Raw genomic sequence first — 26,997 nt, forward strand, 5'->3', positions numbered from 1 at the left:
CTCGTGCGGTTCGAGTCCGCGCTCAGAGATTCTCCCGGTCCCCGCACTGGGTTCACTGGTGCCGTTGGGGTCGTTCACGAGGTGGCCTCCTGGGGTGCGTTGGAGTGAGGCGGGGTTGTCCAGATCACCACGTCTTCGTCGCGGATCGTGAGGTGAACCCCCGTGTTCGGGATGGCCTTCTCGAAGTTACCGTCCTCCGTCATCGCCCACTGCTGGGCGACATAGATGCTGTGCAGCTCGGGGTAGGTGGTGGCGAATGAGCCTTTGGTGAACCATCCCCCGACCCATTCGCCGTTGGCGCGGTGCACTTTCACCCAGGTGTGCTGATTCTTCCTAACGGCGTGGTCCCAGGCGCTGGGCGTGGAGGTGTAGCCGTGCTTGGACCGGGGAACGCGCAACCATCTCGGGCGTGCCACCCTCACCCACCCGATATGCCCGAAGTTGAGCAGGAACGCGAGGATCACGGGAGCGATCACGTAGAACCCGAGGACGGCGAGCGCGACACCCCGCGCGTCGGCGATCTTGATCGTGTCTGCGTCCTTGCCGGAGGCAAGGCCAGCGAAGAGGAAGTCGCCGAACGCGAGCAGGTATACGCCGGTCAGGGCGACGGCGAAGACGGCACCTCGGGCGACCGCGAGGCCGAGGTCGCGGTCTTCGGCTGATTCGCCGCGTGCCCAGCGGCGCACCCCGGCATAGATGAATCCAGGCAGGGCGACGACGATGAGGACGGCAATGGCGAGGCTTCCTTCGGGCAGTCCCACGGGTCCTCCTCGGGTTGCGCTAACGATGGACGCCGGTCATGCTCAGCGTAGCGCGCGAGCGCCGGTCATCACGCGCCGTAGACGTCGAATCCGCCCCACACCGCGGAGGGAACTGCGTCGGCGCGCATGCGCGAGACTGCGCCGCTCAGCGCAGATGTCGGCTCTAGACCTTCGGCAAGGTTTCGATGGATCTCGACCACGAAGTCGACGGTCTCGCGGCAGTCCAGCACAGGCCAGGACGACGCGATGACTGTGGCGGCACCAATCGACAAGAACATGGCAGGGAACCCCAGGGCGGCTAGAGGTGCCTCGCCCACGTTGCGCCCGACTGAACACGCTGAGAGCACGACGCATGCTCCACGCGCGAAGCGGTGGTGCTCGAGCGCCTCGAACGGGATGCGACCGCTCAGGAATAGCTGCGGCGAGCCCGCGCCATCCGGAACGGCTCCATGGCAGGCGAGGTGGACTACGCGCGCGTTCTCCAGGCGGCTGAGAACGTGCTCGAATGCTCCCGCCGTGATCGCAACGCTCGACGGGACCTGTCGCAGTATCGCGCTCCGAGAGGCCAGCTCGGTCGGGTCTTCGACGGGATTGGTCGCGTACTCGACGAGGAGATCCGGGTCGCGCCCGTATACTGCGGCGACTTCGCACACTTCTGGGGCAATCCAGCGAAGGTAGATCTCGCCGCTGGCGGGGTCGCCCATGACGACAGCGGCGTCGGCACCGCCGGTGCCGCGGGGAGTTGCCGCGACCAGGATGCTGGCGGCGGCGGGGGCGATCGTGACGTTCACCGCATCGGCCCAGCGTGATCCGCCTACGAGCGCGCTAGACCAGGGCAGGTCTTGCATCTCCCCCACCGGGATCAGCGCTATGCGCTCAAGATCGGGCCACCGATCTAGCATTGGCGCGACGACTCGGTCGCCAACTTCCTCCCGCACCGAATCCAATAGGGTGGTCCGCTTCAGGATGTCGACGACCCGATCGGAGTTGGCGTCGTCGATCCTCTCGCGCCATTGCCTCAGCGACCGGGTGTCGGCACCGGGCAGCTCGGCGATTTCCGGAGCGCGACGGTACCCGTTCCCGCCGAAAAACCTGACTGCAAGTCCGCCATGGGGCGACTCGACCAGATAGATGATGTCGCGACCGGAAACCTTCGCGGCAAGGGGTGTCACGCAGCCGACAGACACGGCACGGAGGAACCGGTGCGCGGGCGGTTGGGCGAGCACGTCGTCGACGCTCCCCAACACGAGTTTCCATTCAGCCTCGGCCGGATCGCCACTCGCGCCGAGGCCAGTGGTCTCCCGCAGCGGCGTCGCTTGCAAGGAGGACAGGCTTCGTGCCATCCAGGCCGTGATGACGTCTGCGACCTCTTCGGGCGAGTGGTCAGTCCTCTGTCGGTCGGACAGCCAGCCGTCGCCCTGGGAGATCCGGAAGGCTCGTTCCTCCTGCCCAGCTTCGAGCCCTCCGTTGAGGGCCAACCCTGTCGCCCAGTCCCAGGCGGCCATCACGTCGTCCTGATCGCTCTGCACTAGTTGCCGGCTCAGGTACCCGGCCCCGAGCAGCATGTCGCTGAGGGTGCCGACGAAGCTCGGAAGACCGACCCTCACCGCGCTGTACAGGACCGAATCCAAAGGGGCTGATACGAAGCCACCAAGTTCTCGCTCCAGGTCGAGGTTGAAGTCGTCGGTGTGCTGTCGGATGACGCTTACCGCGGCGGCGAGGGAGGCGCCCGACCCGAGTACGCGGATCCATTCCTTCCGCGAGAGCTCCAACCAGATACTAGATCGCGCCACATCGATCACTGCCAAGGCCAGCTGAGGAGCCTCGGCGAGTAGCGGAAGTGTGTCTTGGAGCACCAAGATGAGGTCGTCAGCCAATTCCCGCAGGGGCCGCTGGGGCTGGCCTCCCTGGCGTGCCGCCTCAGCTTCATTGAACAGCGCTCGTGAGCGGGTCATCAGTTGCTCAACGCGACGACGATCTCTCCATGACATGCTCACGCGTCTCCTCGATCATTTCGCGCGCTCGCCTCGACGATCACGCCCACCGATAGCCGACGAGGGTACTCTGCGGTCAAAGTCTTCCGCGTCCAACCTGCCACCGAGGACGCAACTGAATTCTACTCACTGGTGAAGCTTCGCCCCAAGCCTGCTCGGCTACGTGCGCATGGACCGAGAAGGCCGGCATAAGCGACCTCACACGGGCGATGAAACTGGGACGGTTCCAGCTCCACAGCACCCCTGGGCGTGACCGACCTCGTGGTGGCCAATCCGAACTGGTGGGGCAAACCGCCCGCTATAGTGGCCGGCAGGATGGACCGGGTGCTGGTGCCGGCGTCGTCTACCAACCCGGCACGGTCGAGGGCCTACCTTCCCCTCTGCTCCCGCTGCGCCGACTCATCGTGCTCAACACCGGCGACACCCCGGTCGACCGCGAAACCGGGCTGTTCGGCGATCCGCTCGCCGCGATATGGGAATGCTGCGTCGGCACGTACCTCGGCGGCGCGACAGTCCAGGGACTCCTCGCCACCCCCCGTGAGCGGCTCCACACCCGAGCAACGCGAGGAGTGGCTGGCCGAAGGTCGACAAGGCAATTGGGATCGTGCGATCCATCGCACAGCCTCCTTTTCCAGCGGTCACCGCAAAGCGGTCAGACGAACAACCCCCGCCAACCGTTGAAGAACCAGCAAGCAGAAATCCCCGAAGTCACATGACTCCGGGGATTTCTGTTTCTCGCTCTAATCGCTCGTCGTTTACGCCGAGCTCGAATAAAGCACTTTGGGTGGACCCTAGGAGATTTGAACTCCTGACCTCCTCGATGCGAACGAGGCGCGCTACCAACTGCGCCAAGGGCCCCTGCGCCGCCGAAGCGACTCAGACAAGGATCTAGGTTATCAGAATGCGTAGCGGCCGAAACGCGCGAAATCGGCGAGTGTGAAGGCGGCGTCGCCAAGGCCCACGTCGAGCAGCCTGTCGAACATGCGGGAGTCGGCGCGGGCGGCACGGATGACGGTGTCGAGCACCCGCGGTGAGTCGATGATCCGGTACAGCGCCGTGGTCTGCCGGTGCTGGCGGCCGAAGCGCGCGGCGAGGGCTTTCGCGTAGGTGGGGCCGGGGGCATCCGCGAACGCTGCTCTGCCCGCCAGGGCGCCGGAGACGATCGCGCTGTAGATGCCCTCGCCGGTGAACGGGTTGATGAGGGATGCCGCGTCGCCGACGAGCAGCACGTGTCCTACAAACGGTGAGGGGCGGCGGACGGACAGCGGCAGGGTGTGGCCCGTGAGCTCCACCCCGGTGAGGTCGAACTCGGGCAGCAGCTCGCCGAGCCGGCGCTCGAGGTAGGCGCGGCTGTGGTCGCGGGCGGCGGACGAGAGGCCGTAGCCGACGTTGGTGGTGCCGTCGGCCACGGGGAACGACCAGGCGTAGCAGAGGCCGCCGAGCCGCTGGCTGTCCCACCGGATGGTGAGCTCGCGGGCGCCGGCCGGCGTCGGCGCGTAGCCCCGGATCGCCACCGCCAGCGAGCGGCCGTGGTTCGCGGGCTGGCCGACCAGGCGGCGGACCGTGGAGTTGCTGCCGTCCGCCCCGATGATCACCCGCGCGTCGAGGGAGTCGAGAGAGGAGACCTTGCGCACCTCGAAGAACGCGCCCGCGTCCATCGCCGCCGAGAGCAGCCGCTCGTCGAACTGCCGGCGCGGCACGACGTAGCCCGGCGAGGTGGTGACGGCACCCGCATCCCCGCCGCTCGGTCCGTACAGTCGCACGGTCGACACGTTCTCCTCCGGGAGCACGGCGTCGAGGCCGAGGGCGGCGAGCTCCCCGACGGCGTGCGGCGCGATGCCGTCGCCGCAGACCTTGTCACGGCCCATCGGCGCTCGGTCGAGGATGAGCACCCGGGCCTCCGGCCGCTCGCGCAGGGCGGAGAGGGCAGCAGCAGACCCCGCGGGCCCGGCGCCGACAATGACCAGGTCCCAGGGGCGGGGCATGTCAGGCCCGGCGGCGGGCGAGCACGGCGTCGATGTCGGGGGTCGAGGTCGTCGCGTCGTCCACGATGCCCATGCTGGCGAACGGGGACGAGGATGCCGCGGCAGTCCGCAGCGGCGTCGCCTCCTGCTCCACGTTCCGCAGCGCACGCTCGGCGGCCACGGCGGCGAGCTTCAACTCGAAAGCCGGGTCCTCGACGGCCGCAGCGGCCTCCACGACCGACCGCGACAGGTACATCGGCTTCGGGATCGGCACCGGGGTCCACTCGGCCTCGCGCTTCACGGCCTTGGCCTCGGCCGGGCCGAGCGAGGTGCGGCGGGCGGGACGGGCAACGGCGACAGCGGCGCGCACCCGCGAGCGCTCGGCGATGCGGCCCAGGAGCGCGAGGCTTCCGACCACGGCGGCGCCAGAGATGGCCAGCATCACCCAGGACTGCGCGACGAGCTGGGCGACCGCCGTCACCAGTGACACGAGCAGCACGAGTGTGGCGAGAGCGCGGGTCCGGCGCATCCGGCGACCCGCTGCCGCCACCTGCGCGGCGCTCGGCTGCACCCTCTGCACCGGCCGGCCCACCGCGACGGGGCCCTGGCGGTACTCGGCGCGCTGCTGCAGCGCGACCTGGCGGGCCGCGGCCTCGGCGCGCACGGCGGCGGGGACCTCGGCGGTCTCGGCAAGCACTCGGATGGTCTGCTGGAGCCGCACGGCGTTCCTCTCAGTGGCGAGATACTCGCGTCGCTTGAACCAGTTCGGCACGAGGTAGACGAGCCAGAGGGCGGCGGCGATCGCGAGCATGAGCCCGCCGCCGACGCCCGTGAGTTCCATGGCTAAAAGATACGATCCGAAGGCCTCGCAACCCCGGCACCACGCGGCAGCAAGTTGCGCCACGAGGGTTTCGACACGCGCTGGCGCGCTACTCAACCCGCCCGGATCAGACGAGCGGTCTGGCCGCCTTCGCGCGGTCCGCCGCGGGAACCTCGGCGGCATCGCGCGGCGCCTTGCCGTCGAGCCAGCGGCGCAGAACGCCCTGCGGCAGCTCGTCGACGGTGAGGCCGAAGCAGAAGTGGTCGCGCCAGTCGCCGTTGATGTGGATGTACCGGCGCCGCAGCCCCTCGTAGCGGAAGCCGAGCTTCTCGACGACGCGCAGGCTCGGCTCGTTCTCGGGGCGGATGCAGATCTCCATGCGGTGCAGGCCCACGCCGAAGAAGCAGTGGTCGGTGGCGAGGGCCACGGCGGTAGGGGTCGCCCCCTTGCCCGCGAAGCGCTCGGACACCCAGTACCCGATGGTCGCCGACGACAGCGAGCCGTAGGCGATCGACGACACGTTGAGCTGGCCTGCGAGCTGGCCGTCGTACTCGATGACGAACGGCAGCCCGAGACCGGCCCGCGCGTTCTGCTGCAGCGACCGGATGCTCGAGCGCACGTCGAACGACATCGGCCCGTGCGGGTTCGTGGCCTCCCACTTGCGCAGCCACCCGCGGTTCTCCGCGAGCTCGCGCTCCAGCACCCGTGCATCGCGCAGCCGGATCGGGCGGATCGTGACCTTGCCCTCGCTGAGCGTCGGGATCGTCGAGGCCACGGCTAGTCCAGGCCGGCTGAGAACTGCTTGAGCCAGGGCTTCAACTCCGGCCCGAGGTCGGGGCGCTCGACGGCGAGCTGAACGATCGCCTTGATGTAGTCGAGCCGGTCGCCCGTGTCGTAGCGGCGGCCCCGGAACACGACGCCGTAGACACCGCCCGCGATGTTGTTCTGCGCCATCGACTGCAGTGCGTCGGTCAGCTGGATCTCGCCGCCCTTGCCCGGCTCCGTGTGCTCGAGCACGTCGAACACGTCGGGCTGCAGCACATAGCGGCCGATAATGGCGTAGTTGGAGGGGGATGTCCCGGCCGCCGGCTTTTCGACGAGGCCCGTGATCTTCACCACGTCCGGGGTCCCGGTGTTCTCGACGGTGGCGATGCCGTACATGTGCGTCATGGCGGGGTCGACCTCCATGAGGGCGATGATCGTCGCGTTGCGATTGTTCTGCTCCTCGATCATGCGCGCGAGCAGAACGTCCCGCTCGTCGATGAGGTCGTCGCCGAGGAGTACCGCGAACGGCTCGCGGCCCACGTGCATCCGGGCCCGAAGCACTGCGTGGCCGAGGCCGCGCGGGTCGCCCTGGCGCACGTAGTGCATGTCGGCGAGGTCGTTGGAGTACTCGACCTTCTCGAGGCGGTCGAGGTCGCCCTTCTGCTCCAGCGTCGCCTCGAGCTCGGTCACGCGGTCGAAGTGGTTCTCGAGGGCGTTCTTGTTGCGCCCGGTGATCATCAGCACGTCGGTGAGGCCGGCGGCGACCGCCTCCTCCACCACGTACTGGATCGCCGGCTTGTCGACGACGGGCAGCATCTCCTTGGGCATCGCCTTCGTCGCGGGAAGGAACCGCGTGCCCAGACCCGCTGCGGGGATCACCGCTTTCGTAATGCGAAACGCCATAGGGACAGGCTACTTGGCCCACCGCCGTAGAATCAGACCCATGGCGGACGAGGTCGCTCACGAAAAACGTGCACTGCGCGCCGAACTCCGCGAGCGCCGCCGCATCACGACCCCCCGTGAGCGGACGATCGCTGACGAGGCGATCACCCAGAACCTCATCGACCTCACGAGCGACGTCGGGGCTCGCTCGGTGGCGGCATACCTCTCGCTGCCCGAGGAGCCCGGTACACGCGAGTTCGTCGCGTGGGCGTGCGAGCAGGGCATCCGGGTGCTGCTGCCGGTGTCGCGCATCGACGGCCTGCTCGACTGGGCTCCGTACGACGGCTCCGGCGAGGAACTCGATCCGCTCGGCATGCCCGCCCCCACCTCGGAGCTGCTCGGCCCGATCGCGATCAACGGCGTCGACCTGATCATCGTGCCCGCGGCATCCGTCGACCGCACGGGCATGCGCATGGGCTGGGGCCGAGGCTACTTCGACAAGACCCTCGGATCGATGGAGAACTGCCCCCCGGTCTATGCTGTGATCTTCGACCACGAGTTGGTCGACAGCGTGCCGAGTGAACGGCACGACCAGCGCGTCGACGGAGTGGTCACACCCTCCGGCATCGTCGCCTTCTAGCTTTCAAAGGACACCGTGCCCACCTATTCCTACCGCTGCACCGAGTGCAGCAACGCCTTCGACATCGTGCAGGCTTTCACGGATGACACGCTCACCGTGTGCCCGAACTGCGGCGGCCCCCTCCGAAAACTGTTCAACACCGTCGGGGTGACGTTCAACGGCTCGGGCTTCTACCGCACGGACTCCCGCGCTGCCGCGCCCACGGCTCCCGCCACTCCCTCTACCCCTGCCCCCTCAACCTCCTCCAGCAGCTCAGACAGTTAGGAGAGCGCCATGCTCAAGGGCTTCAAGCAGTTCATCCTCCGCGGCAACGTGATCGATCTCGCCGTCGCTGTCGTCATCGGCGCCGCGTTCACGAACGTCGTGAACGCGCTCGTGAACAACGTGTTCAACCCCGCGCTCGGCGCACTCTTCAACGCGGAGTCCTTGAACGAGGCCCTGCCGGTCACCATCCCGACGACCTCCGGCGGCGAGGCGACCATGTACTTCGGCGCCGTCATCGGCGCGGTTATCCAGTTCCTGCTCGTTGCGCTCGTCGTGTACTTCGCGATCATCGTGCCGATCAACTACCTGTCGAAGCTCAGCTTCAAGAAGAAGGAGGCGGGCGTTGTCGACGAGAAGCCCGCTCCCCCGACCGAGCTCGAGCTCCTCGCCGACATCCGCGATCTGCTCGCCAAGCGCGACGCGGCTCCCTAGGACTCGAGCACGCGGGAAACCCGTGGGCCGCACGGCTGGCACGGCGCGACCCACGGGAACCTGAGTTGGGCGCGGAGAGGGAGCGCGCGGATCACGCTCCCTCTCCCCACCCTCTTTCTCCGGGCGCTACCCGGCCACCACGGTCAGCGAGATGGTCTGCTCCGCCGCCGTACGACCGCCGCCGATGCTGGTGCCGGACGTGTCAGTCCAGGCGCGCTGCGGTGTGGTCTCCGACAGGCGGCCCGACGTCGACGAGAGGCTGAGCACGAGGCCGCTGTAGCGGTTGACGAGCTTCACCGTCCCGGTCGCGGCGTTGGTGCCCGCCGACGTGCCCTTGATGATCCACCACTGCTGGCCGACTGCGGCCGAGCCGGAGGCTGCCGCCGTCACGGTGGGAGCGGTGCCCCACGCGCGGGTCGAGGTCGACGAGGTAGCGACGCCCAGGCGAGCGCCGCTCGTCGAGTTGGTGATCGTGTACGAGCCGTCACCGACCGCCGCGAACCGCCAGCCCGTCGAGCCCGCGGTACCCGCGGCGAGCGACGTGGTCGCCGAGCTGCCGGCAGCTTGGGCAAGAACCCGCCCGCCGCCGTTCGCGATGCTGTAGACCTTCGTGGTGTCGACGGGAGCCGGAGCCGTGACCGACGAGGTGATCGTCACCGGCACGTACTCGCTCGAGCCCGAGCTGCACGAGAAGTAGCAGTAGGAGCGGAAGTCCTTGCCGATGATCTGGTTCGACGTCTTGTTGGCCGGGTCGAGGAACCACCGGTACCACGACGCGGTGCGGTAGGAGCCGGTGTCGCCGATCAGGGTCCACTGCTGCTTGGTGAGGTCGTCCGTCGCGTAGTACTGCTGCGGCGCGTTGCCGCTCTGGTCAACGGCCTGCGGCTGGCCGATGTACAGCCCGAGGTAGGCGTTGTAGGCAACGTCCATGACGAAGAGCGGCGAGGTCGCCTGGAGCTTTCCGGCGGCGATCTGCTGGGCGGCGGTCCCGGTGTTGGCGGGGTTGTACTCCTTCGCCGCCGTGGCGTAGCCGGTCTGGCCCGCGCCGGTCACGGGGACGAGGCTGCTCTCCTTGCCGCCGACGCCGGGCTGCGACCACGAGCCGTTGTACCACTTCTGCCATGAGCTCGGCGCCATCTTGCTCGCGATCGGCGCGCGGGCGACGTGGCCCTGGAACGAGAACCATCCACCCGTCTTGTTGATCACGCGCGAGCCGTAGAACATGTAGAAGTACCCGGAGGCCGTGTCGATGAGCAGTCGCTGATCGCCGTCGCCGTAGTAGTACGTCTGGTTCGGGAACGCAGCGGTGTCGCCCCGCGTGGTGCTGAACGGGGAGGTGACCACGTGGTCGAGGATCGACCACGTCTTGCCCTGGTCGCGCGACACGGCCCGGTCGATCGCGTCGTAGTGCAGCCCGTCACCGAACGGGCTGCCGGTGAACTCGTTGTGCACGAGGCCGTACCAGTAGCCGTTGTCCGGATCCACCCAGATGCCGGCGAGGTCGCAGAAGTTCTTCTGCGAGTACGTGCCGGAGGGGTCTGAGCTCGACGTGACGCCGGTGGGGCTGTTGTTGCACCGCCAGGTCGTGTTGTTGTTGCGGTCCTGGCTGTTCGACGGGTTGACGTAGTTGCTCAGCGTGCTCGACTTGCTCGCCGTGTCCATGTTCGTGCCCGTGTAGAAGTCCCAGACGCGGTGATCGTTGATGCCGTACAGCGCAGCCGACTGCTGGTGGTAGTACGTGCCGTCCCTGTCGATGAAGGGGAAGGCAGGCGTGTCTGTTGCTGACGGTCCGCTCGCGCGCGCACCCACCGACACGGTGAATGTGGCGCCCGCGGGCACCGCTTTGGGTAGTGCGCCAGCGGGGCTCGCCGATACCGCGAGCGCGGCAATCGTGAGCGGAACCACTGCCGCCATGAAACGCCGTGTGAGGGTCATTTCTTCTCCTAGAGGTCTGCGACGACGTCGTCGCGCCAGACGGCCTTGTCTGGCAGCGTCAGACTATGTACGGGAGATTTTACTCACAACTGATTGGTATGGGTATTTAATTGTCATTTTCGATCATGGCGTAGAGATCGAGCAGCCGCGCCACCTCGAGTTGGATCACGGCGTCGGCGGGAGCCATATAGCGCCGAGGGTCCACGAGTCCGGAGTCGGCGAGCAGCTGTGCCCGCACCTCGGCCGTGTGCAGCACGTTGAGATGTGTCGAGACGTTGATCTTGGTCATCCCGGCGTCGATTGCCGCCTGCATCCCCTCGTCACTCACCCCCGACGAGCCGTGCAGCACGAGCGGAACCGGCAGGGCGCGCCGGAGTTGCGCGATCAGCTCGAGGTCGAGCTCGGCGCCGCGGGTGGTCATGGTGTGCGAGGAGCCGACGGCGACGGCGAGCAGGTCCACGCCCGTCTGCTCGACGAACCTCACAGCGTCGTCGACCGAGGTGCGCGCGGAGGGGTCGTGCACTCCGTTCTTCCCGCCGACCTCGCCGAGCTCCGCCTCGACCGCCACTCCGGCCGCGTGGCAGAACGCCACGACCTCCGCCGTCGTGGCGACATTGGTCTCGTAGTCGAGGTGCGAGCCGTCGAACATGACGGACCCGAAGCCCAGCTCGACGGCCTCGCGGCACAGGCCGACGTCGTCTGCGTGGTCGAGGTGGACAACGACCGGCACGGTCGCGGCCTCCGCCAGTGCGAGCACGGCGCAGCCGATCGGCGCGAGGCGCCCCCGGTGGAAGGCGACGGCGTTCTGCGAGACCTGGAGGACGACGGGGCGCCCGACGGACTCCGCTCCCGCCACTTGAGCCTCACCGTGCTCGAGGAAGGCGACGTTGAACGCTCCGACGCCCTCACCGGCGGCGAGCGCGTTGGCCGCGAGCTCGCGAAGGTCAGAGAGCGGCATCGATCATCCTCACCACGGCCGTGTCGGCGATGCTCGACCTGACGCCCTCGACATACTCGCCGGCGACCGCCGCGGCCACTGCGGCACCGCCCAGGGCCGTGGCGTCGCGGAGGGCTGCCTCGGCCTGCCCGTAGAGCGCGCCGCCCGTGTGCAGTGAGCGCGCGAGCGACGCGACAACTGCGTCACCCGCACCCGTGGGGTTGCCGGTGACAGCCCCGCTGCTCCGCGCCTCCCACCAGGTGCCGGGCGCCGCAGCGGAGAACAGCCTCAACCCGTCGGCGCCGCAGGATGCCACCACCTCCCGTGCACCCCAGTTGAGCAGTCGGCGCGCACCGACGACCACGTCGTCCGCGCCGGTGGCGTGGAGGAGCTCTCGCTCGTTCGGCTTGACCACGTCGGCGCCGGCCTGGGCAGCCTCACGCAGCCACGCCCCCGAGGTGTCGGCAATGGTCCGGGCACCGGACTCGCGCACCGAGGCGATGAGCCTGCTGAGGCTGCCCGGCGCGGTGTCCGGCGGGAATGAACCGCACACGCACACCACGTCACCGGGGCCGACGAGCGCCGAGACTGCCTCGACGAGGCGGTGCCAGGCGCCGGGCGGAAGCGGCGCACCGGGCTCGCTGAACAGCGTCGCCCCCGCGCTCTCGACAACCACGACAGTGCGGCGAGTGCGCTCGGGAACGGGGATCCAGGTCGAATCGAGATCGGCGAGCTCGCTGCTCTGCGCAACGAGCTCGAGGAACTCCTCGCCGCCGACGAAGCCGAAGGGCGCGACGGCCTCGCCCAGCCGCGCGAGGACACGGGCGACATTCAGCCCCTTGCCGCCCGCACGCTCGGTGACCCTGCGCACGCGTACCGTCTCGTGGAGCTCGAGCCCGGGAACGTCGTAGGTGATGTCGATAGCGGGATTCGGAGTGACGACGACGATCATTGCAGCGGAATAACGAGGGATGCAGCGCCCATGGCCTGACCGAACTGACCCAGGGGGCTCGCCACGACGGAGGGAGCGGGCACGAGGCCGAGCGCCACCCGCAGCTCGTCCGCCAGGGGATCCACGATCGCCGCGCCCGCCCCCGCCACTCCCCCGGCGATCACGACCACCGACGGCGCCGTCACGGCCACCGCCACCGCCACCGCGGCGGCCAGTGCCGCGACCGCATCGCCTACGACAGCATCGGCGGCCGGGATCGCGCCCATCAGGGCGATGACCTCGCGCGCGCCGCCGCCCACGGCGAGGGTGCCGGGAGCACGCTCCTCGAACCGCCGCACGATGGCCGAGGCCGAAGCGAGCCGTTCCAGGGCGACCCGCTCCAGAGGCTGGCCGGGCGCGGCAACGAGCACCTGCCCGATCTCTCCCGCGTACAGGCCTGGGAGCATCTGGCCGTCCACCAGCGACACCGAGGAGATTCCCGTGCCGACCGCGACGTACAGCATGCTGGAGAAGCCGGTGCCCCAGCGAAGCTCGGCGCGGGCGCCACAGCGCACGTCGTGGCCGAGCACAACGGTCCGCCCGGTCGCGTCGGAGATCAGCCCGCGCAGTGGCGAGCTGCTCCACGGGAGGTTGCTCGCGGCCAGCGCGACCCCCGCCTCCTCGTCGACGACGCCGGCAACGCAGACGCCCAGCGAGGGGCCGGCACCGAGTCCGTCGGCGAGCGCCGCGATGGCGGCGAGGATTCCCGACTCGGTGGCGGGGAGCTCGACCTGCCGCTGCTCGACGACCGTGCCGGCGGGCGTGAGGCTGACCGCCTTGATCGAGCTGCCGCCGACGTCGATCCCGACTGCGTTCCTGCCGGCCACGTCATGCCCCCAGGATGACGGCGCGAGTCAGGTTGCGGGGCCGGTCGGGGTCGAAACCGGCAGCCTGCGAGCGGGCGACAGCCAGCCGCTGGGCCACGACGAGGGCTGCGAGGGGTTCGAGATCGAGGACTGCCGAGTCAGCGCCGGTCTGCGAGATCTGCGAGACGAGGCCCGCCGGGGGCGCCCCCAGGAAGAAGACAACACGGCCCGGCTGGGCGATCGAGATGGGGCCGTGCCGGTAGTCCATCGCGGAGTAGGACTCCGTCCAGGACTGCGACGCCTCGCGGCACTTGAGAGCGGCTTCGTGGGCGAGCCCGATGGCAAGGCCTTCGCCGAGGAACGTGATCTGGTCGGCGCGCACCCAGTTCGGATCGAGCGGCCACGCGAGGGCGCGCTCGACGTCTGAGACGACGGGCGCCGTGTCGATGCCGAGGGCGGCCGTGAGGAACACCCAGGCGGAGGTCGCGAAGCGCGTCTGGACAACCGACTGCTCGCCGGCGTAGTCCAGCACGATCTCCGTTGCGACGTGCAGGGCGATCGGCCCGCCGGCAACGGAGGTGATCAGCACCGTGGGGATTCCCCGTTCGGCGAGCTCCTGGGCGAGACGCTCGACCTCGGTGGTGGTGCCGGACCGCGAGAGCAGGACCACCCGGTCGTAGTCGCGCCAGGGGAATTCGGTCGGCAGGTGCGCGTCGGTCACACCCTGCCCGGCCTCCTCTCGCAGGCGCGAATATGACTCGCCGATGAAGACAGATGTGCCACACCCGACGACGGCCACGGATTCTCCCGGTATGGGGAGTCCCTGTGGTGCATGCTGGGCATGAATGACTGCCTGTGGCCAGGTCTTGGCCTGGCTGTCGATTTCAAGGGAAGTCAGACTCACGAGAACCTTTCGTGATCGATGTTGATGTATTGCGTGCAGATCTAATCACATTCGCTAGGGTTGTGTCCAAGCAACGACGGCGACCAACAGGAAGGATGGGCAATGACGCGACAAGCGCGACTGGCCCGACTTGTAGACCTCGTCGTTGAGAACGGCTCGATCCACGTCGACGAGGTCGTCGAGAAGCTCGGCATCTCGCCGGCCACTGCCCGTCGCGACCTCGATTCGCTCGCCGAGCAGCAGCTCGTCATCCGCACTCGCGGTGGTGCGCGGTCGAACCCGAGCACGGGCGAAGTGCCCCTGCGGCAGCGGGGGGCGAGGCAGTGGCGTGAGAAGGGGCGGATCGCCGCCCGCGCGATCGAGCTTGTGCGCCCGGGCGATGTCGTCGGTTTCAACGGGGGCACGACGACAACGGCCACAGCGCACGAGCTGGGCATCCGGGTCTCAGCAGAGCCTGACTTCGAGAACAGCCCCGTCACCGTCGTCACCAACGCCGTGAACATTGCCAATGACCTCACGATCCGCCCGCAGCTGCGGGTCGTCGTTACGGGCGGCGTCGCGCGAACCAGGTCGTTCGAGCTCATCGGCCCCCTTGCCGCGCTCATCCTCCCATCCCTCCAGATCGACCTGCTGTTCCTCGGTGTCAACTCCATCGACCTCACCACCGGCGCGCTCTGCGCCGACGACCAGGACGAGGCGGCGATCAACGCGGCTCTCGTCCAGGCGTCGAGCCGGGTCGTCGTGCTGGCCGACTCGAGCAAGCTCGGGCGCTCGGCGTTCGCCCGCATCGGCACTCTCCAGAGCGGCATGACGGTCATCACCGACGATGCAGCAGACCAGAACCATCTCGCAGCCCTGCGGGAGCGCGGTGTCGAGGTGCTGGTCGCGTAGCGGCCCAACACTCCGATAGCCGTTTCAACACCACAACACATATCGGAGTCGCCATGTCCCTCGGCCGTTTCACCCTCCCCGTAGAACAGGGAATCGACGAGGAGATCCTCGAACTCGTGAGGCGGTTGGGCGCCGATGCGGTGCGCAACAGCGACGGCACCGAGCTTCCCGAGCTCGTGCACAGCCTCGCCGCCAAGGTCTATGCCACGTACTTCGTGGGTCGCGGCGACCAGGAGTGGGCGCTGTCGCATCCGGATGAGACAACCCACGTCTACCTGCTGTCGAACCGCACCACGGCCCTGGCGACTGCCCCGCTCGTGATCCGGGTGGCCGACGGATACAGCGTCGACCAGGTGGTTCCCGACACCGGGTGCGACGTCCGCCGGTGGTGGGAGGTCGTTGATCGCACCACCGGGCGCGCGCTCGCGCCGGCGGAGTGGACGCTGGCGCACGAGGGTGCCGACGCCGCGGTGAGCATCGCCGCCCCCGAGGTCGGCCACGTCTACACGGTGGCGTTCCTGGCCCGGCAGGTCTGGGATCCGACCCAGATGTACAACTACCTGACCAACGACTGGGCCTCCGACCCCGAGCGGGTCAAGGAGCAGCCGTACGACGCGAGGTATCCGGAGACCTGGCAGCACATCAGGGCGTCCCTCGAGAGCTGGCTCGGCGAGCATCCCGGCATCGATGTCGTGCGCTTCACGACCTTCTTCTACCACTTCACGCTGGTCTACGACGACGCCGGCCGCGAGAAGTTCGTCGACTGGTTCGGCTATTCGGCGTCCGTCTCGGTGGCGGCGATGGAGCAGTTCGAAGCCGAGCGCGGCTACGCGCTGCGCGCCGAGGACTTCGTGGACGAGGGCTACTACAACAGCACGTTCCGGGTGCCGTCGCGCGCGATGCTCGACTGGATCGACTTCACGCACGGCTTCGTCATCGACCGCGTTCGCCAGCTCGTCGACCAGGTGCACGCCGCTGACAAGGAGGCGATGATGTTCCTGGGCGACAACTGGATCGGCACCGAGCCCTACGGGCCGCGCTTCGCCGAGGCGGGGCTCGACGCCGTGGTCGGATCGGTGGGCTCGGCCGCGACCTGCAGGATGATCGCCGACATCCCCGGGGTGAAGTACACGGAGGGCAGGTTCCTGCCCTACTTCTTCCCGGACGTCTTCCGCGAGGGCGGCGATCCGGTGGCCGAGGCCACGGAGTCGTGGCTCACCGCTCGCAGGGCCATCGTGCGGTCGCCGCTCGACCGCATCGGGTACGGCGGGTTCTCGTCCCTCATCCTGCCGTTCCCGGAGTTCGTCGACCGCATCGAGCAGATCGCCGACGAGTTCCGCGCGCTCCATGAGCGGACCGGGGGCGAGCGACCGGCCGTTGCCCCGTTCGTCGTCGGGGTGCTCAACGCCTGGGGGCGGCTGCGGAGCTGGCAGACCCACATGGTCGCCCACGCCAAGTGGTACCGGCAGTCGTACTCGTACATCGGCGCGCTCGAGGCACTGGCCGGGCTCCCCGTGGAGGTGCGGTTCCTGTCTTTCGACGACATCGCGGACGGGGTACCGGATGACATCGGGGTGCTCGTGAACGCCGGTGCGGCCGGCACCGCGTTCTCGGGCGGCGCGCACTGGGGCGATGCGGCCGTGCAGGCGGCCGTGCGCGCCTTCGTGGCGGCGGGCGGCGGCTTCATCGGAATCGGAGACCCCACAGCGCACCCGGCCGGCGGTGTCACCTTCCAGCTCGCGGACGTGCTGGGGGTCGACAGGGAGCTCGGCTGGGGCCTCTCGACCAACCGGCACGCCCGTCATGACCCCGACCACTTCATCGTCGCCGACCTCGGCGGGCGGCAGCTCGATGCCGGGGAGGGCACGCCGGGCATCATCCCCGTCTCCGCCGACGTGCGCGTGCTCCGCGCCGACGGGGACCACGTGATCGCCGCCGCGCACCGGTTCGCCCGGGGCCGGGCGGTCTACCTCGCGGGGCTGCCGTGGTCGACGAGCAACAACCGCGTCATGCACCGCGCGCTGTTCTGGGCGGCGGGACAGGAGGCGGCGTTCCCCGAGTGGACGGCCGACGACGCGAGGGTGGAGGTGGCGCACTATCCCGCTCGCAGCCTCGCGCTCGCCTACAACAGCTCTCCCGACTCCGTCGCCACCAGAGTCAGGGGTGCGAATGGTCGGTCGTGGAGCGTCGACCTCGCGGGCGCAGGACACGAGTGGCTCTCGTTATCCAACTGATGCCGTCGCCCCTCTCGACCTGAGTGGTATTGCACGCTAGAGTCGCAAACGATCAGTTTCGATCGTTTCCTCTTCCTGAAAGGCAACAAATGCACCGTCGCACCAGAGTGTTGATCGCTGCAGCGGGACTTACCGGAGTGCTGGCCCTCGCGGGCTGCACCTCCGGTACGCCCGCTGCCTCCGGCGAACCCGTTCAGATCTCCTACCTCCACCGTCTCCCCGACGGAGAAGGCATGACGAAGGTCGCCGACATCGTGGCCAAGTGGAACAAGTCCCACCCCGAGATCCAGGTCACCCCGACCAAGTTCGACGGCGCAGCTCCCGAGATGATCCTCAAGCTCCAGACCGATGTCGCCGCCGGCAACGCGCCGTGCCTCGCGCAGGTCGGGTACGGAGAAGTGCCCGAGCTGTACACGAAGGGACTCCTCGAGGATGTGACGACGGAGGCCGCCAAGTACGAGGGCGACTTCGGCGGCGCGTTCGGCCAGATGTCCGTCGCGGGCAAGACCGTGGGCCTCCCGCAGGACTCGGGCCCTCTCGTGTACATGTACAACGAGGCTCAGTTCACGGCTCTCGGGCTCACCGTTCCCACCACCCTCGACGAGTTCACGACGCAAGCCGCCAAGGCTGCCGCCGCGGGCAAGTACATCGGCGACTTCATGCCCGACGAGGCCGGCTACTGGCTCTCCGCACAGGCGGCTGCCGCCGGCGGCGTCTGGTACGACGGCTCGAGCGACGAGTGGAACGTCGACGCCGACGGCAAGGCATCCGCGACAGTGGCCTCGTTCTGGCAGAAGCTCATCGACGCGAAGTCGGTGCTGACCCTCGACCGCTGGGGCGAGGCGTACGGCAAGGCGCTCACCGACGGCCAGCTCATCGGCAACATCGTCCCGGCGTGGGAGACGGGCTTCGCGCTCGATGCCCTCGACGGCACCGAGTACGAGGGCCAGTGGCGTGTTGCCCAGATCCCCGACTTCGGCGCGGGCGGCAAGACCGGCCCCGACGGTGGCTCCGGCGTCGCCGTGATGAAGGGCTGCGAGCACCCGGCCGAGGCCATGGAGTTCAACGCCTGGTTCAACACCCAGGTCGACGACCTCGCCTCGCAGGGTCTCGTCCCGGCGGCGACGGCTCCCGCCAAGACCTCGGCGAAGCTGCTCGCGCAGTTCGGCGGACAGGACGTGCAGGCCGAGCTGGTCAAGGCCAACGCCTCGCTCAACGCCGACTTCGGCTACATCCCCGGCTTCTCGGCGGTGCCGCCGAAGATGTCCGAGGCTGCCGCCGCGGCCGCCGGCGGTACGGGCTCGGTTGCCGATGTCTTCGCCGCGGCCCAGGCCGCGTCGATCGAGGCCCTCAAGGCCGCGAACCTGCCGGTCGCGGGCAACTAACCACCTCGCGGGCCCCGGGCGACACGTCGCCCGGGGCCCGCACCATCGCGCAAGACAAGGACGACGACCGTGACGACCACCTCAACTCGGCTCCCGACACTCCGCCGAGGCCGACAGGCACGATCGCAGGCGATGACGGGATGGCTCTTCTGCCTGCCGTTCGTCGCCCTCTTCCTGCTCGTGTTCGTCGCCCCCATCCTCTCGTCGGTGTGGGCAGCGTTCCACGCTATGCAGTCCGTCGCCGGCGGACTCTTCGGGGGCGGCGAGCAGGAAGAGGTCTTCGTCGGCGTGAAGAACTTCGTCGCCGCGGCGTCCAACCCGGCATTCTGGTCGGGGATGGGCAGAGTCACGCTGTTCGGCGCCCTGCAGATCCCGATCATGATCGGCGTCGCACTCGTGCTCGCGCTGGTCCTCGACGCCGGGCTGGTTCGCCGCACCGGTGTGGCGCCTGCTCTACTTCCTGCCGTTCGCGATCCCCGGCATCATCGCGGCGATCGTGTGGACCTACCTCTACGTGCCCGAGATCTCGCCTTTCGCCGGCAGTCTTCCCGCGATCGGCAGCGACCCCTTCTTCCTCTCCCCGTCGACGATCCTCGTCTCGATGGGCAACATGACGACCTGGACCTATACGGGCTACAACATGCTGATCTTCCTCGCCGCCCTCAAGGCGATCCCGTCCGACCTGTACGAAGCGGCGCGACTGGACGGGGCCTCCGGACTGCAGATCGCGCTGCGCATCAAGATCCCCATGGTGCGCGGCGCCGCCCTGCTCGCCGTGCTGCTGTCGATCATCGGAACCGTCCAGCTGTTCAACGAGCCGATGGTCCTGCGCACCGTGGCCTCGTGGATGGGGAACGACTTCACCCCGATGATGCTCGCCTACAGCTCGATGATGGGCCAGTCGTCACCGAGCGGTGCCGGCCCGGCCTCCGCCATCTCGATCCTGATGGCGGTCATCGCCGGGGGTCTCGCCGCCCTCTACGCGGCCATCCAGCGAAAGGTCGACTGACCATGGCCCGCCGTGACCTCGCCGCCCGCGCACTGACTCCCTCATTCAGCGCGCGAACCCTCACCGTCGGACTGCTCGCGCTCACCGCCGTGTACTTCCTAGCCCCCATCGTGTGGCTGGTGATCGCGTCGTCCAAAGACAACGCGAGTCTGCTCGACAGCCCCGGGTTCTCGTTCTCGACGATTCAGTGGGGTGAGAACTGGCAGGCGCTGATGGCCTGGTCGGCGGGCCTGTACCCGCTGTGGGTGGTCAACTCGATCTTCTACTCGACAGTCTCCGCGGCGCTCGGCACCCTGGTCGCTGTCGCCTGCGGCTACGCGATTGCGAAGTTCGAGTTCCCCGGCCGCAAGCTGCTGCAGGGTTTCGTGCTGACTGGCCTCCTGATGCCCGTCGCGATCCTGACCGTTCCCCTCTACGTGCTCTTCCAGCAGCTCGGGCTCACGAACAGCGTGTGGTCGATCATCATCCCCTCCGCTGTGAGCCCGTTCGGAGTGCTGCTCGGTCGCGTCTACGCGGAGGCGTCCGTGCCGACCGAGCTTCTCGAAGCGGCGCGCATCGACGGCGCCGGTGAGCTCCGCATCTTCATCACCATCGTGCTGAGGCTGCTCGCTCCCCCGATGGTGACGATCTTCCTCTTCGTGTTCGTCGCGACCTGGAACAACTTCCTGCTGCCGCTCATGATGATCTCGTCGTCGAGCCTCAAGCCGGTGACACTCGGGCTGTACGGCATGACGAGCTATTTCTCGCCGGACAAGGGCGCCGTACTGCTGGGCGCACTTCTTGGTGTGATTCCGCTGATCGTGCTGTTCGTGGCGCTGCAGCGCTTCTGGCAGTCGGGGCTGGCCGCGGGTGCCGTCAAGGGGTAACTCGCTTCGAGTGGGGTGCCGAAGGCTCGTGACCGGCCGAGGCAATGAGGTGCTCGAACGTGCAACTGTCGTGGTCACCGACGGCTGGATCACCGGGATCGAGGCCGGCTGCGGCACGGAGGCGCTCGCGGGCTGGGTCGTCCCCGGTTTCGTCGACACACACTGCCACGGCGCCCTCGGAGCGCAGTTCGGGTCCGCCGACGAGACCAGCACTCTGAAGGCGATCCGGTACCACCGCGAGCACGGCTCCACGACGATGATCGCCAGCACCGTGACCGCGGAAGCCGAGCAGCTCGCGGAGCAGGTCCGGCGCCTTCGACCGCACGTCGCGTCGGGCGAGCTGGCGGGCATCCATCTGGAAGGTCCGTTCCTGTCGGCCGACATGCGGGGCGCGCACGACTCCGACCTCCTGATCGACCCGACTCCCGACGCGCTCGAGCCCCTGCTGGAGGCCGGCGGTCAAGCGATCGCCATGATCACTCTGGCCCCCGAGCGCGCTGGCGGGCTCGACGCTGTGCGCTACCTCGCCGCCCGCGGCATCGTGGTCGCCGTCGGCCACACCGCAGCGGCCCCGAGGGTCACCCGCGCCGCCGTGCGGTCGGGCGCCACGGTCGCCACCCACCTCTTCAACGGCATGCCGCCGCTGCACCATCGCGAGCCCGGCCCGGCGGCGGTGCTGCTCACCGAGCCGGGTGTGACCGTCGAGCTCATCGCCGACGGCACGCATGTCGACCCCGAGATGCTGCGCCTCGCCGTCGCCTGCGCGGGCGCGAACCGCATCAGCCTCGTCACCGACGCGATGAGCGCAACCGGATGCCCGGACGGCACCTACCCGTTGGGAGACCTCACGGCATCCGTGGTCTCGGGTGTGGCCCGGCTCCTGCTGCCCGATGGCGCGCTCGGGTCGATAGCGGGGTCGACCCTCACGATGGACGCCGCATTCCGCAGGATGGTGGTCGAGGCGGGCGCGACGGTTCCGGCCACCGCGCGCATGGCGAGCTCCACCCCCGCGTGGACGCACGGCCTCTCGGATGTCGGGGCCATCGAGGTGGGGCGCCGGGCGGACCTGTGCTGGCTAGACGACGACATCCGCCTGCGGGCGGTGATGCGCCGGGGACGGTGGGTGACGCGGCCTAGGCCCAGTGCGGCGGCACGTCGCGCTTGAGCTGCTCGTCGTTCTCCGTGGAGGCGTGGCGCGGGGGCTCGGGGGCCGGGGCCGGGTCGGAACCGGCGGGGGGCTCCGTGGTCACGCGCCGGTGCTTGCCGCGGCCGACGGGGATGTCGGTGGGCACGTCGGCGCGGTGCGAGGGCTCCGAGGGCGTGAAGACCGCGGCCTCCGGCTCGTCGGCGTGACCGCGGCGGCGCTTGTCAGGCACGCGCCGAGGCATCCACCGGGATGATCGCGATCGGCTCGGTGACCGGCGCGGCGTCCGCTCCGAGCATGACCGCGACCTTGGCGGCGACGGCGTCGGGGTCGCTGAACAGCTCGAAGGCGTGCACGCGGAGGTAGTGCCATCCGAGGCGGCGCAGCAGTTCGGGCCGAAGGCGCAGCGACTCGCGCAGTGAGGCGCGGTGCAGCACCGAGTCGGTCTCGATCGCGATGCACATGCCGCCGCGGGATGCCACGAGCCCCAGCTTTCCGCGGTGCCCGAGCGCAACGTTCAGGCCGCGGGCCTCGAGGCGCTGGGCGAGGTCCACGAGCATCGGCTCGCTGTCGTCGGGGATCGGCACGGCGGCCTGGCGGGCGCCGACCTCGCTGAGGATCTCCGCGAGGGCAACGGCGCCGTGCTGCATGCGGCCGTCGTCGAGGTCGGCCGGCTCGAAGGAGGAGACGATCACCATGGAGCGGCGGGCGCGCGTCATCGCGACGGCGAGCAGCCGCTCTCCCCCGGGCTCGCCGAGCGCCCCGAAGTCGGAGAGCACGCGGCCGTGCGGGGTGCGGCCGTAGCCGATCGAGAAGATGACGCGGTCGCGGCTCTGCGCCACCGCCTGCTCGATCGTGCTGACCGTGAACGGCTCAGGGCGGTCGTGCGTGACGAAGTCGAGCAGCTCGGGCTGCGTCGCGGCCAGGTTGAGCACGGCCTGCATGACGTCGACGGCGTGCTTCTCGGAGGCCGTGATCACCATGAGGGACTCGTGCGGCTTCTTCGTGGCGTGGTCGAGGACGAGATCGACGACGCGCTCCACCTCGGCGCGCGGGCTCTCGACGGCGCCGGAGTCGGGGTCGGGCATCCCGTGCCCGTCGGGGACGTAGTCGAGCGCGAGGCTGCCGTGCCCCAGGAACGAGCCGGCCCAGGGCAGGGACTCGATGCGGCCGCCGTAGAAGCGGCGGTTCACGAGCTCCGCGAGGTCCTCGCCGCCGGGGCGGTAGCTGCGGGTGAGAGTGAGGGTCGGCAGCAGCTCGCCGAGGCGGGCCAGGGCCGAGTTGGCGTGCAGCTCGTCGCGGGAGTCCTCCGTGGAGGGAGCGGCCAGCGTCGCGTCGGTGACCGCGATCTCGAAGGGGGCCGGGGTCTGCGTGACCGGGTCGCCGAACGCGACGACCTGCTTCGCGCGGCGGATGGCGCCGGCGTTCTCCGCGATCGTCGTGGCACCGGCATCCACCAGGATGACCGTGTCGAACGGCATCGTGTCGACGATCTCGTCGACCTCGTACGGGGTGGTCAGCCACACGGGCGCCACGGTGCGGGAGAGGTGCGGCGCGGTGGTCTGGAGGTCGAACGCGGTGACCGTCTCACGGGAGAGCGCGCGCTTGAGCAGCGCCGCCTCGTCCGGCCAGTCGACCAGGCCGATCTTCCAGTTCTCGGCGAGCTGCCAGCCCAGGAGCTGCGCGTTGCCGGCGGCGTGCGCCTCATCCACGAGCTTGAAGTCGGCCTCGAGGCGGTCGAGCACGGAGGTGTTCGCGTTCAGCAGCGCGCGATCGGACTCGAGCATGCCCTCGAGCGCGGACTTCCACCACGAGAGCTCGAGCTCCGCGGCCACCTCGCTCTCCGGGACGTGCCGGCGCGCGAGGTCGTCGATCAGCGGGTCGAGGTCGAGCTCGCGCAGGTTCGACATGAGGGCGGTGCGCTCCTGCAGGTTGTGCAGCACGTCCGACTCGGCGGCGAGGCCGGCGATCTTCTCGATGAGGAAGGCGACGGGCATGCTGCCAAGCTGCGTGTCGCGCGAGTTGAGGGCGAGCGGTCCGTCGAGGGCGCCGAGGTCCTGAGCCACCTGCGTGTAGGCGGCCTGCACCTCGCCGATGCCCACCGGCACCTCGGGCGTCGCACCCTCGGCCACGAACCGGTGCCACAGCACGCGCTGCTGCTGGATGCGCACGAGCGACGCGTTGAGGTCGCCGACGCGGACGCCGGGGCGCACGTACTCGAGCGCGAGCTTCTTCAGGCGGCGGCGGTCTCCGCCCGACATGTCCGGGAAGTCGCGCTTGGGGGCGGTCGCCGCGATGAGCTCGGTGATCGAGCGGTCGAAGACCATCGGCTGGAAGCGGTCGAGCGTGTCGCGCAGGTCCACGAGCAGGCGCAGGTACGTGCCGAGCTCGTTGAGGTTCTGGAACGGGCGCATGTGCGTGCCCGAGATGAGGTGCATGCCGGCTTCGACGAGCTTCGGCAGGCTCTCGTTCAGCCGCTTCGCGATCTCGTGCGAGCGCAGGGCCTCCTCGCCGCTCGAGAACTGCGCGCCGTACCAGGGCGAGTCGCCGGGGCCGTACTTGAACTCGCCCAGCTGGGCGGCCGCGACCATGACCTCGGTGGCACGGGTGCGATCGGAGGCGAGGCGCTCCACGGTGCCGCGCGACAGGCGGGCGGTCGTCGACGGCGGGTTGGGCAGCAGCTGCAGGCGGCTGAGCTCGGTGACGCAGTCGAGCACGGAGATGCCGAGTGCGGGATCCTTCTTCGACAGCCCGCCCCGGTAGTCGAGCAGCACCTTGCGCAGGCGCAGCAGGGCCTCGTCGACCTCGCCCACGAGCGGCTGCTTCGCCTTCTCGCTGCGGGAGATCGAGCGGATGATGTCACGGCGCAGCGAGCGCGGCGATACCGCGAGGCCGGGCAGGCCGATGTCGCCGAGGCGGTCGGAGATCGACTGCAGCGACGCGCGACGCGCCGAGGCGACGAGCACGCGCTTGTTCTGCGCGACCAGGGTCCCGATCGCGTTCACGATCGTCTGGGTGCCGCCCGTGCCCGGCAGGGTCTTCACCACGAGCGAGTTGCCTGCCGTGATCTGGGCGATCACGTTCTCCTGCTCGGAGTCGGCGTCGAGCAGGAGGCTGTCGGTCTCGGGGGCGCGCTCGTCCGACGGCACGGACTGCACGGGGGCGTAGGCCTCCTCGACAGTCCACTTGGCCGCCGTGTTGCCGGCAATCGCATCGAGCACGGGATGCTCCAGCGCCGAGGCATCCCGCACCAGGCCGGTCGCGACATCCGCGAACGAGGAGACCACCAGTCGCGGGCTGACCGTGAACGACTCGAGGTGCGAGGTGAGGCCGCGGAGGCGGTCGATCACGGGGTTGGGCTTGAAGGTGCCGTCGTCGTCGGTGAGCTTGACGAAGGCGTCGGCGTCGAGGCGCAGCTCGAACTGCGCGTCGAGCGCGGCGGCGAGCGCGGGGTTCAGGAACGCCTGGCCGCGGAGCTTGACCTCGAAGTCGCGGCCGTGGCGGCGGATCGCGAGCGGGCGCAGCAGGATCGGCGCGCGGAACTCGTCGCCGCCGTGGCGCCACTCCGCGATGCCGATGCCGAGGTGGATCGCGTCGATGCCGCGTGCGCTCTGCAGCTCGAGGCCCTTCGCGGCGATCGCCCCGGCGGCGGCCTTGGCCGTGCGGAGGGCGACGTCGTCGCGGATCAGGTTGGAGAGCAGCGTCGTCTTGCCGGTGATGAACTGGGCGAGACCGCCGGGATGGGTCGTGGAGAGCTCGATGCGGGTGCGCGGCGAGTCGATGAAGTGCAGGAGCGGGGAGCGCCCGCCGACGGCCTCGAGCTCGGCCCGCCACTGGGCCCACACGGGCTCGGCGATGTTGCCGGGCATCACACCCGGCTCCGCGAGGGTGATCGCGTGGGGCGCCGTGACCTGCAGCTGGGCGTGCGCCGAGGGGGTTTCGGGCTCGACGAGGTCCGGTTCGACCGTGAAGTCGTCAGAGTGTCTATCGGCGCGCCACACACGGCAACCTTAAGGTCGCCCCCGGGAGAAACCCCGCAGGTTCAGCCGAGTTTCGCGGAACCGCGCCGCCGTACACTTGGGGCTCATGGACGTGGTCACGGGCATAGTCGTCGCGGTGGTGACCGCGGTGGTCATCGTGGGGGCGCTGGTCGCGGTGGGTTTCGCGGTGCTGTTCCGGCGCCGGGGGGACCGCGGAATCCGCGCCTCGGGCCCGAACACGATCGAGGCCCTCGGGCAGCGCGCGTCGGCGCTGCTCGTGCGGATGGACGACGCCGTGCGCGAGGCCGACGAGGAGCTGGGCTACGCGATAGCCCAGTTCGGGGCGGAGAAGGCGCGCGGCTACGGCGCGACGGTCACGGCGGCGCGCGGCAAGGTCGCCGAGGCGTTCCGGCTGCGGCAGGCCCTCGACGACGCCGTGCCCGACAGCGACCAGCAGAAGCGCGAGTGGACGCTCCAGATCATCGCGCTGTGCGAGCAGGCCGAGTCATCCCTCGCCGCTCAGGATGCCTCGTTCGCCAGTCTGCGCAAGCTCGAGGTCAACGCAGCGGGCACGCTCGCCGACGTGCGCTCGCGCATCGCCGCGTCGACCGCCCGGCTCGCCCCGGCCCGCGCCACACTGACCACCCTCGCCGACACGTTCGCCCCCTCCACCTACGCGGCGGTCGCGGCCAACGTCGACGACGCCGAGCGCGCACTCGGTGAGGCGACGGCGGGGGCGGATGCCGCGGCTCCGGCCATCTCGTCCACCGGCGTCAACGACATCTCGGACGCCCTCGACCGCGCCGGCCAGGCCGCGCACCGCGCCGACCAGCTGCTGGACGCCGTCGACCGCACCGCCCGCGACCTCGCCTCGGCCGCCGCCGCGCTCGACACCCTGCGCGCCACCACCCGGAAAGACCTCGTGGAGGCCGCCGCGGAGCGAGACAAGGCTCCGGACGCGGACACCACGCAGGGCATCATCGACGCCATGGCACTGGTGGAGAAGTCGCTCACGGGCGGCACGAAGGATCCCGTGGCCGAGCTCGACCGCATCGGCGAAGCGGTGGCCCAGCTCGACCTCGCCCTCGCGAGCGCCCGGAACCAGGCATCCCGGCTCTCCCACGCCCGCGCAGCGTACGAGGGGACGCTCGTGAGCGCCACCAGCCAGATCGCGGCGGTGCGGGAGTACATCGGCAGCCACGGCGCGGGCGTCGGTGCGCGCACCCGCCTCGCCGAGGCGGAGCGGCAGTACGAGCTCGCGCAGGCCGCGACGGACCCGGTGGAGGCGCTCGACACGATCCGCCGCGCGGTCACGCACGCGCGCGACGCGGACGCCCTGGCGCGCTACTAGCCGGTTGAGTAGGCCGCCCGCGGCCGTATCGAAACCCTGCGG

Annotated in this window: 23 protein-coding genes and 1 tRNA gene; 10 read left to right on the forward strand and 14 right to left on the reverse strand. The window is 69.4% G+C overall.

Features of this window, described 5'->3' with window-relative positions; genetic code table 11:
* Positions 1-74: 74 nt before the first annotated feature.
* From AC1RTC_RS12480 to galU, 7 genes are all read right to left on the reverse strand, one after another.
* Positions 75-761, reverse strand: coding sequence for a DUF6338 family protein (locus AC1RTC_RS12480; RefSeq protein WP_493156125.1), 687 nt, complete (start codon positions 759-761; stop codon positions 75-77).
* Between the two features lie 68 nt (positions 762-829).
* A complete protein-coding gene (locus tag AC1RTC_RS12485) occupies positions 830-2,716 on the reverse strand; it encodes a CHAT domain-containing protein (protein ID WP_493156127.1) in 1,887 nt (628 codons plus the stop codon).
* A gap of 824 nt (positions 2,717-3,540) precedes the next feature.
* Positions 3,541-3,613: transfer RNA gene (locus AC1RTC_RS12490), tRNA-Ala, on the reverse strand.
* Between the two features lie 38 nt (positions 3,614-3,651).
* Entirely contained in the window at positions 3,652-4,740 is a 1,089-nt protein-coding gene (locus tag AC1RTC_RS12495; protein WP_493156129.1) for an NAD(P)/FAD-dependent oxidoreductase, read from the reverse strand.
* A gap of 1 nt (position 4,741) precedes the next feature.
* Positions 4,742-5,560 (reverse strand): hypothetical protein, encoded by an 819-nt coding sequence (locus AC1RTC_RS12500; protein ID WP_493156131.1) that lies wholly within the window; start codon positions 5,558-5,560, stop codon positions 4,742-4,744.
* Between the two features lie 106 nt (positions 5,561-5,666).
* On the reverse strand, positions 5,667-6,314 hold the full coding sequence (locus AC1RTC_RS12505) for a GNAT family N-acetyltransferase (protein ID WP_493156133.1): 648 nt from the start codon (positions 6,312-6,314) through the stop codon (positions 5,667-5,669).
* Positions 6,315-6,316: 2 nt separating this feature from the next.
* Positions 6,317-7,207, reverse strand: coding sequence for a UTP--glucose-1-phosphate uridylyltransferase GalU (gene galU, locus AC1RTC_RS12510; protein ID WP_493156135.1), 891 nt, complete (start codon positions 7,205-7,207; stop codon positions 6,317-6,319).
* A gap of 40 nt (positions 7,208-7,247) precedes the next feature.
* Between galU and AC1RTC_RS12515 the strand changes: the two genes are divergently transcribed.
* From AC1RTC_RS12515 to mscL, 3 genes are read left to right on the forward strand one after another with little or no spacing between them, the layout of a single operon-like run.
* Positions 7,248-7,826: a 5-formyltetrahydrofolate cyclo-ligase gene (locus AC1RTC_RS12515; RefSeq protein WP_493156137.1), complete on the forward strand. Its 579-nt coding sequence runs from the start codon at positions 7,248-7,250 to the stop codon at positions 7,824-7,826.
* A gap of 15 nt (positions 7,827-7,841) precedes the next feature.
* Positions 7,842-8,090, forward strand: coding sequence for an FmdB family zinc ribbon protein (locus tag AC1RTC_RS12520; protein ID WP_493156138.1), 249 nt, complete (start codon positions 7,842-7,844; stop codon positions 8,088-8,090).
* Positions 8,091-8,099: 9 nt separating this feature from the next.
* Positions 8,100-8,522, forward strand: a complete 423-nt coding sequence (mscL, locus tag AC1RTC_RS12525) for a large conductance mechanosensitive channel protein MscL (protein ID WP_493156140.1) — start codon at positions 8,100-8,102, stop codon at positions 8,520-8,522.
* A 126-nt stretch (positions 8,523-8,648) separates the two neighbouring features.
* On the opposite strand, the gene AC1RTC_RS12530 is transcribed toward mscL, so the two are convergent.
* From AC1RTC_RS12530 to AC1RTC_RS12550, 5 genes are all read right to left on the reverse strand, one after another.
* A complete protein-coding gene (locus AC1RTC_RS12530; RefSeq protein ID WP_493156141.1) occupies positions 8,649-10,457 on the reverse strand; it encodes an RICIN domain-containing protein in 1,809 nt (602 codons plus the stop codon).
* 106 nt (positions 10,458-10,563) lie between these two features.
* A complete protein-coding gene (locus AC1RTC_RS12535) occupies positions 10,564-11,415 on the reverse strand; it encodes a class II fructose-bisphosphate aldolase (protein WP_493156143.1) in 852 nt (283 codons plus the stop codon).
* Complete coding sequence (locus AC1RTC_RS12540) at positions 11,402-12,346, reverse strand: 1-phosphofructokinase family hexose kinase (RefSeq protein WP_493156145.1); 945 nt, start codon at positions 12,344-12,346, stop codon at positions 11,402-11,404. The genes AC1RTC_RS12535 and AC1RTC_RS12540 overlap by 14 nt, the downstream gene beginning before the upstream one ends.
* The gene (locus tag AC1RTC_RS12545) at positions 12,343-13,212 is read right to left on the reverse strand and encodes an ROK family protein (RefSeq protein ID WP_493156147.1); all 870 of its coding nucleotides are present in this window, start codon (positions 13,210-13,212) and stop codon (positions 12,343-12,345) included. Before AC1RTC_RS12545 ends, AC1RTC_RS12540 begins: the two co-directional genes overlap by 4 nt.
* A 1-nt stretch (position 13,213) precedes the next feature.
* On the reverse strand, positions 13,214-14,095 hold the full coding sequence (locus tag AC1RTC_RS12550) for an SIS domain-containing protein (protein WP_493156149.1): 882 nt from the start codon (positions 14,093-14,095) through the stop codon (positions 13,214-13,216).
* 102 nt (positions 14,096-14,197) lie between these two features.
* Between AC1RTC_RS12550 and AC1RTC_RS12555 the strand changes: the two genes are divergently transcribed.
* From AC1RTC_RS12555 to nagA, 6 genes are all read left to right on the forward strand, one after another.
* Entirely contained in the window at positions 14,198-14,986 is a 789-nt protein-coding gene (locus AC1RTC_RS12555) for a DeoR/GlpR family DNA-binding transcription regulator (protein ID WP_493156151.1), read from the forward strand.
* Between the two features lie 53 nt (positions 14,987-15,039).
* Positions 15,040-17,220, forward strand: coding sequence for a 1,3-beta-galactosyl-N-acetylhexosamine phosphorylase (gene gnpA / locus AC1RTC_RS12560; RefSeq protein WP_493156153.1), 2,181 nt, complete (start codon positions 15,040-15,042; stop codon positions 17,218-17,220).
* Between the two features lie 233 nt (positions 17,221-17,453).
* The gene (locus tag AC1RTC_RS12565) at positions 17,454-18,605 is read left to right on the forward strand and encodes an ABC transporter substrate-binding protein (protein ID WP_493156154.1); all 1,152 of its coding nucleotides are present in this window, start codon (positions 17,454-17,456) and stop codon (positions 18,603-18,605) included.
* Positions 18,606-19,044: 439 nt separating this feature from the next.
* Positions 19,045-19,614 carry a carbohydrate ABC transporter permease gene (locus AC1RTC_RS12570; RefSeq protein ID WP_493156156.1) on the forward strand — a complete coding sequence of 190 codons (570 nt, stop codon included), beginning with the start codon at positions 19,045-19,047 and terminating at the stop codon, positions 19,612-19,614.
* Positions 19,615-19,616: 2 nt separating this feature from the next.
* Entirely contained in the window at positions 19,617-20,480 is an 864-nt protein-coding gene (locus AC1RTC_RS12575; protein ID WP_493156158.1) for a carbohydrate ABC transporter permease, read from the forward strand.
* Positions 20,481-20,529: 49 nt separating this feature from the next.
* On the forward strand, positions 20,530-21,645 hold the full coding sequence (gene nagA, locus AC1RTC_RS12580) for an N-acetylglucosamine-6-phosphate deacetylase (protein ID WP_493156160.1): 1,116 nt from the start codon (positions 20,530-20,532) through the stop codon (positions 21,643-21,645).
* On the opposite strand, the gene AC1RTC_RS12585 is transcribed toward nagA, so the two are convergent.
* Positions 21,614-21,856 carry a hypothetical protein gene (locus AC1RTC_RS12585; protein WP_493156162.1) on the reverse strand — a complete coding sequence of 81 codons (243 nt, stop codon included), beginning with the start codon at positions 21,854-21,856 and terminating at the stop codon, positions 21,614-21,616. The genes nagA and AC1RTC_RS12585 overlap by 32 nt on opposite strands.
* A complete protein-coding gene (locus AC1RTC_RS12590) occupies positions 21,849-25,625 on the reverse strand; it encodes a DEAD/DEAH box helicase (RefSeq protein WP_493156164.1) in 3,777 nt (1,258 codons plus the stop codon). The genes AC1RTC_RS12585 and AC1RTC_RS12590 overlap by 8 nt, the downstream gene beginning before the upstream one ends.
* 85 nt (positions 25,626-25,710) lie before the next feature.
* On the opposite strand from AC1RTC_RS12590, the gene AC1RTC_RS12595 reads away from it, so the two are divergent.
* Entirely contained in the window at positions 25,711-26,955 is a 1,245-nt protein-coding gene (locus tag AC1RTC_RS12595) for a hypothetical protein (RefSeq protein ID WP_493156166.1), read from the forward strand.
* Positions 26,956-26,997 lie beyond the last annotated feature (42 nt).

It is taken from the genome of Rhodoglobus sp. GW821-FHT12B09 (assembly GCF_058809925.1).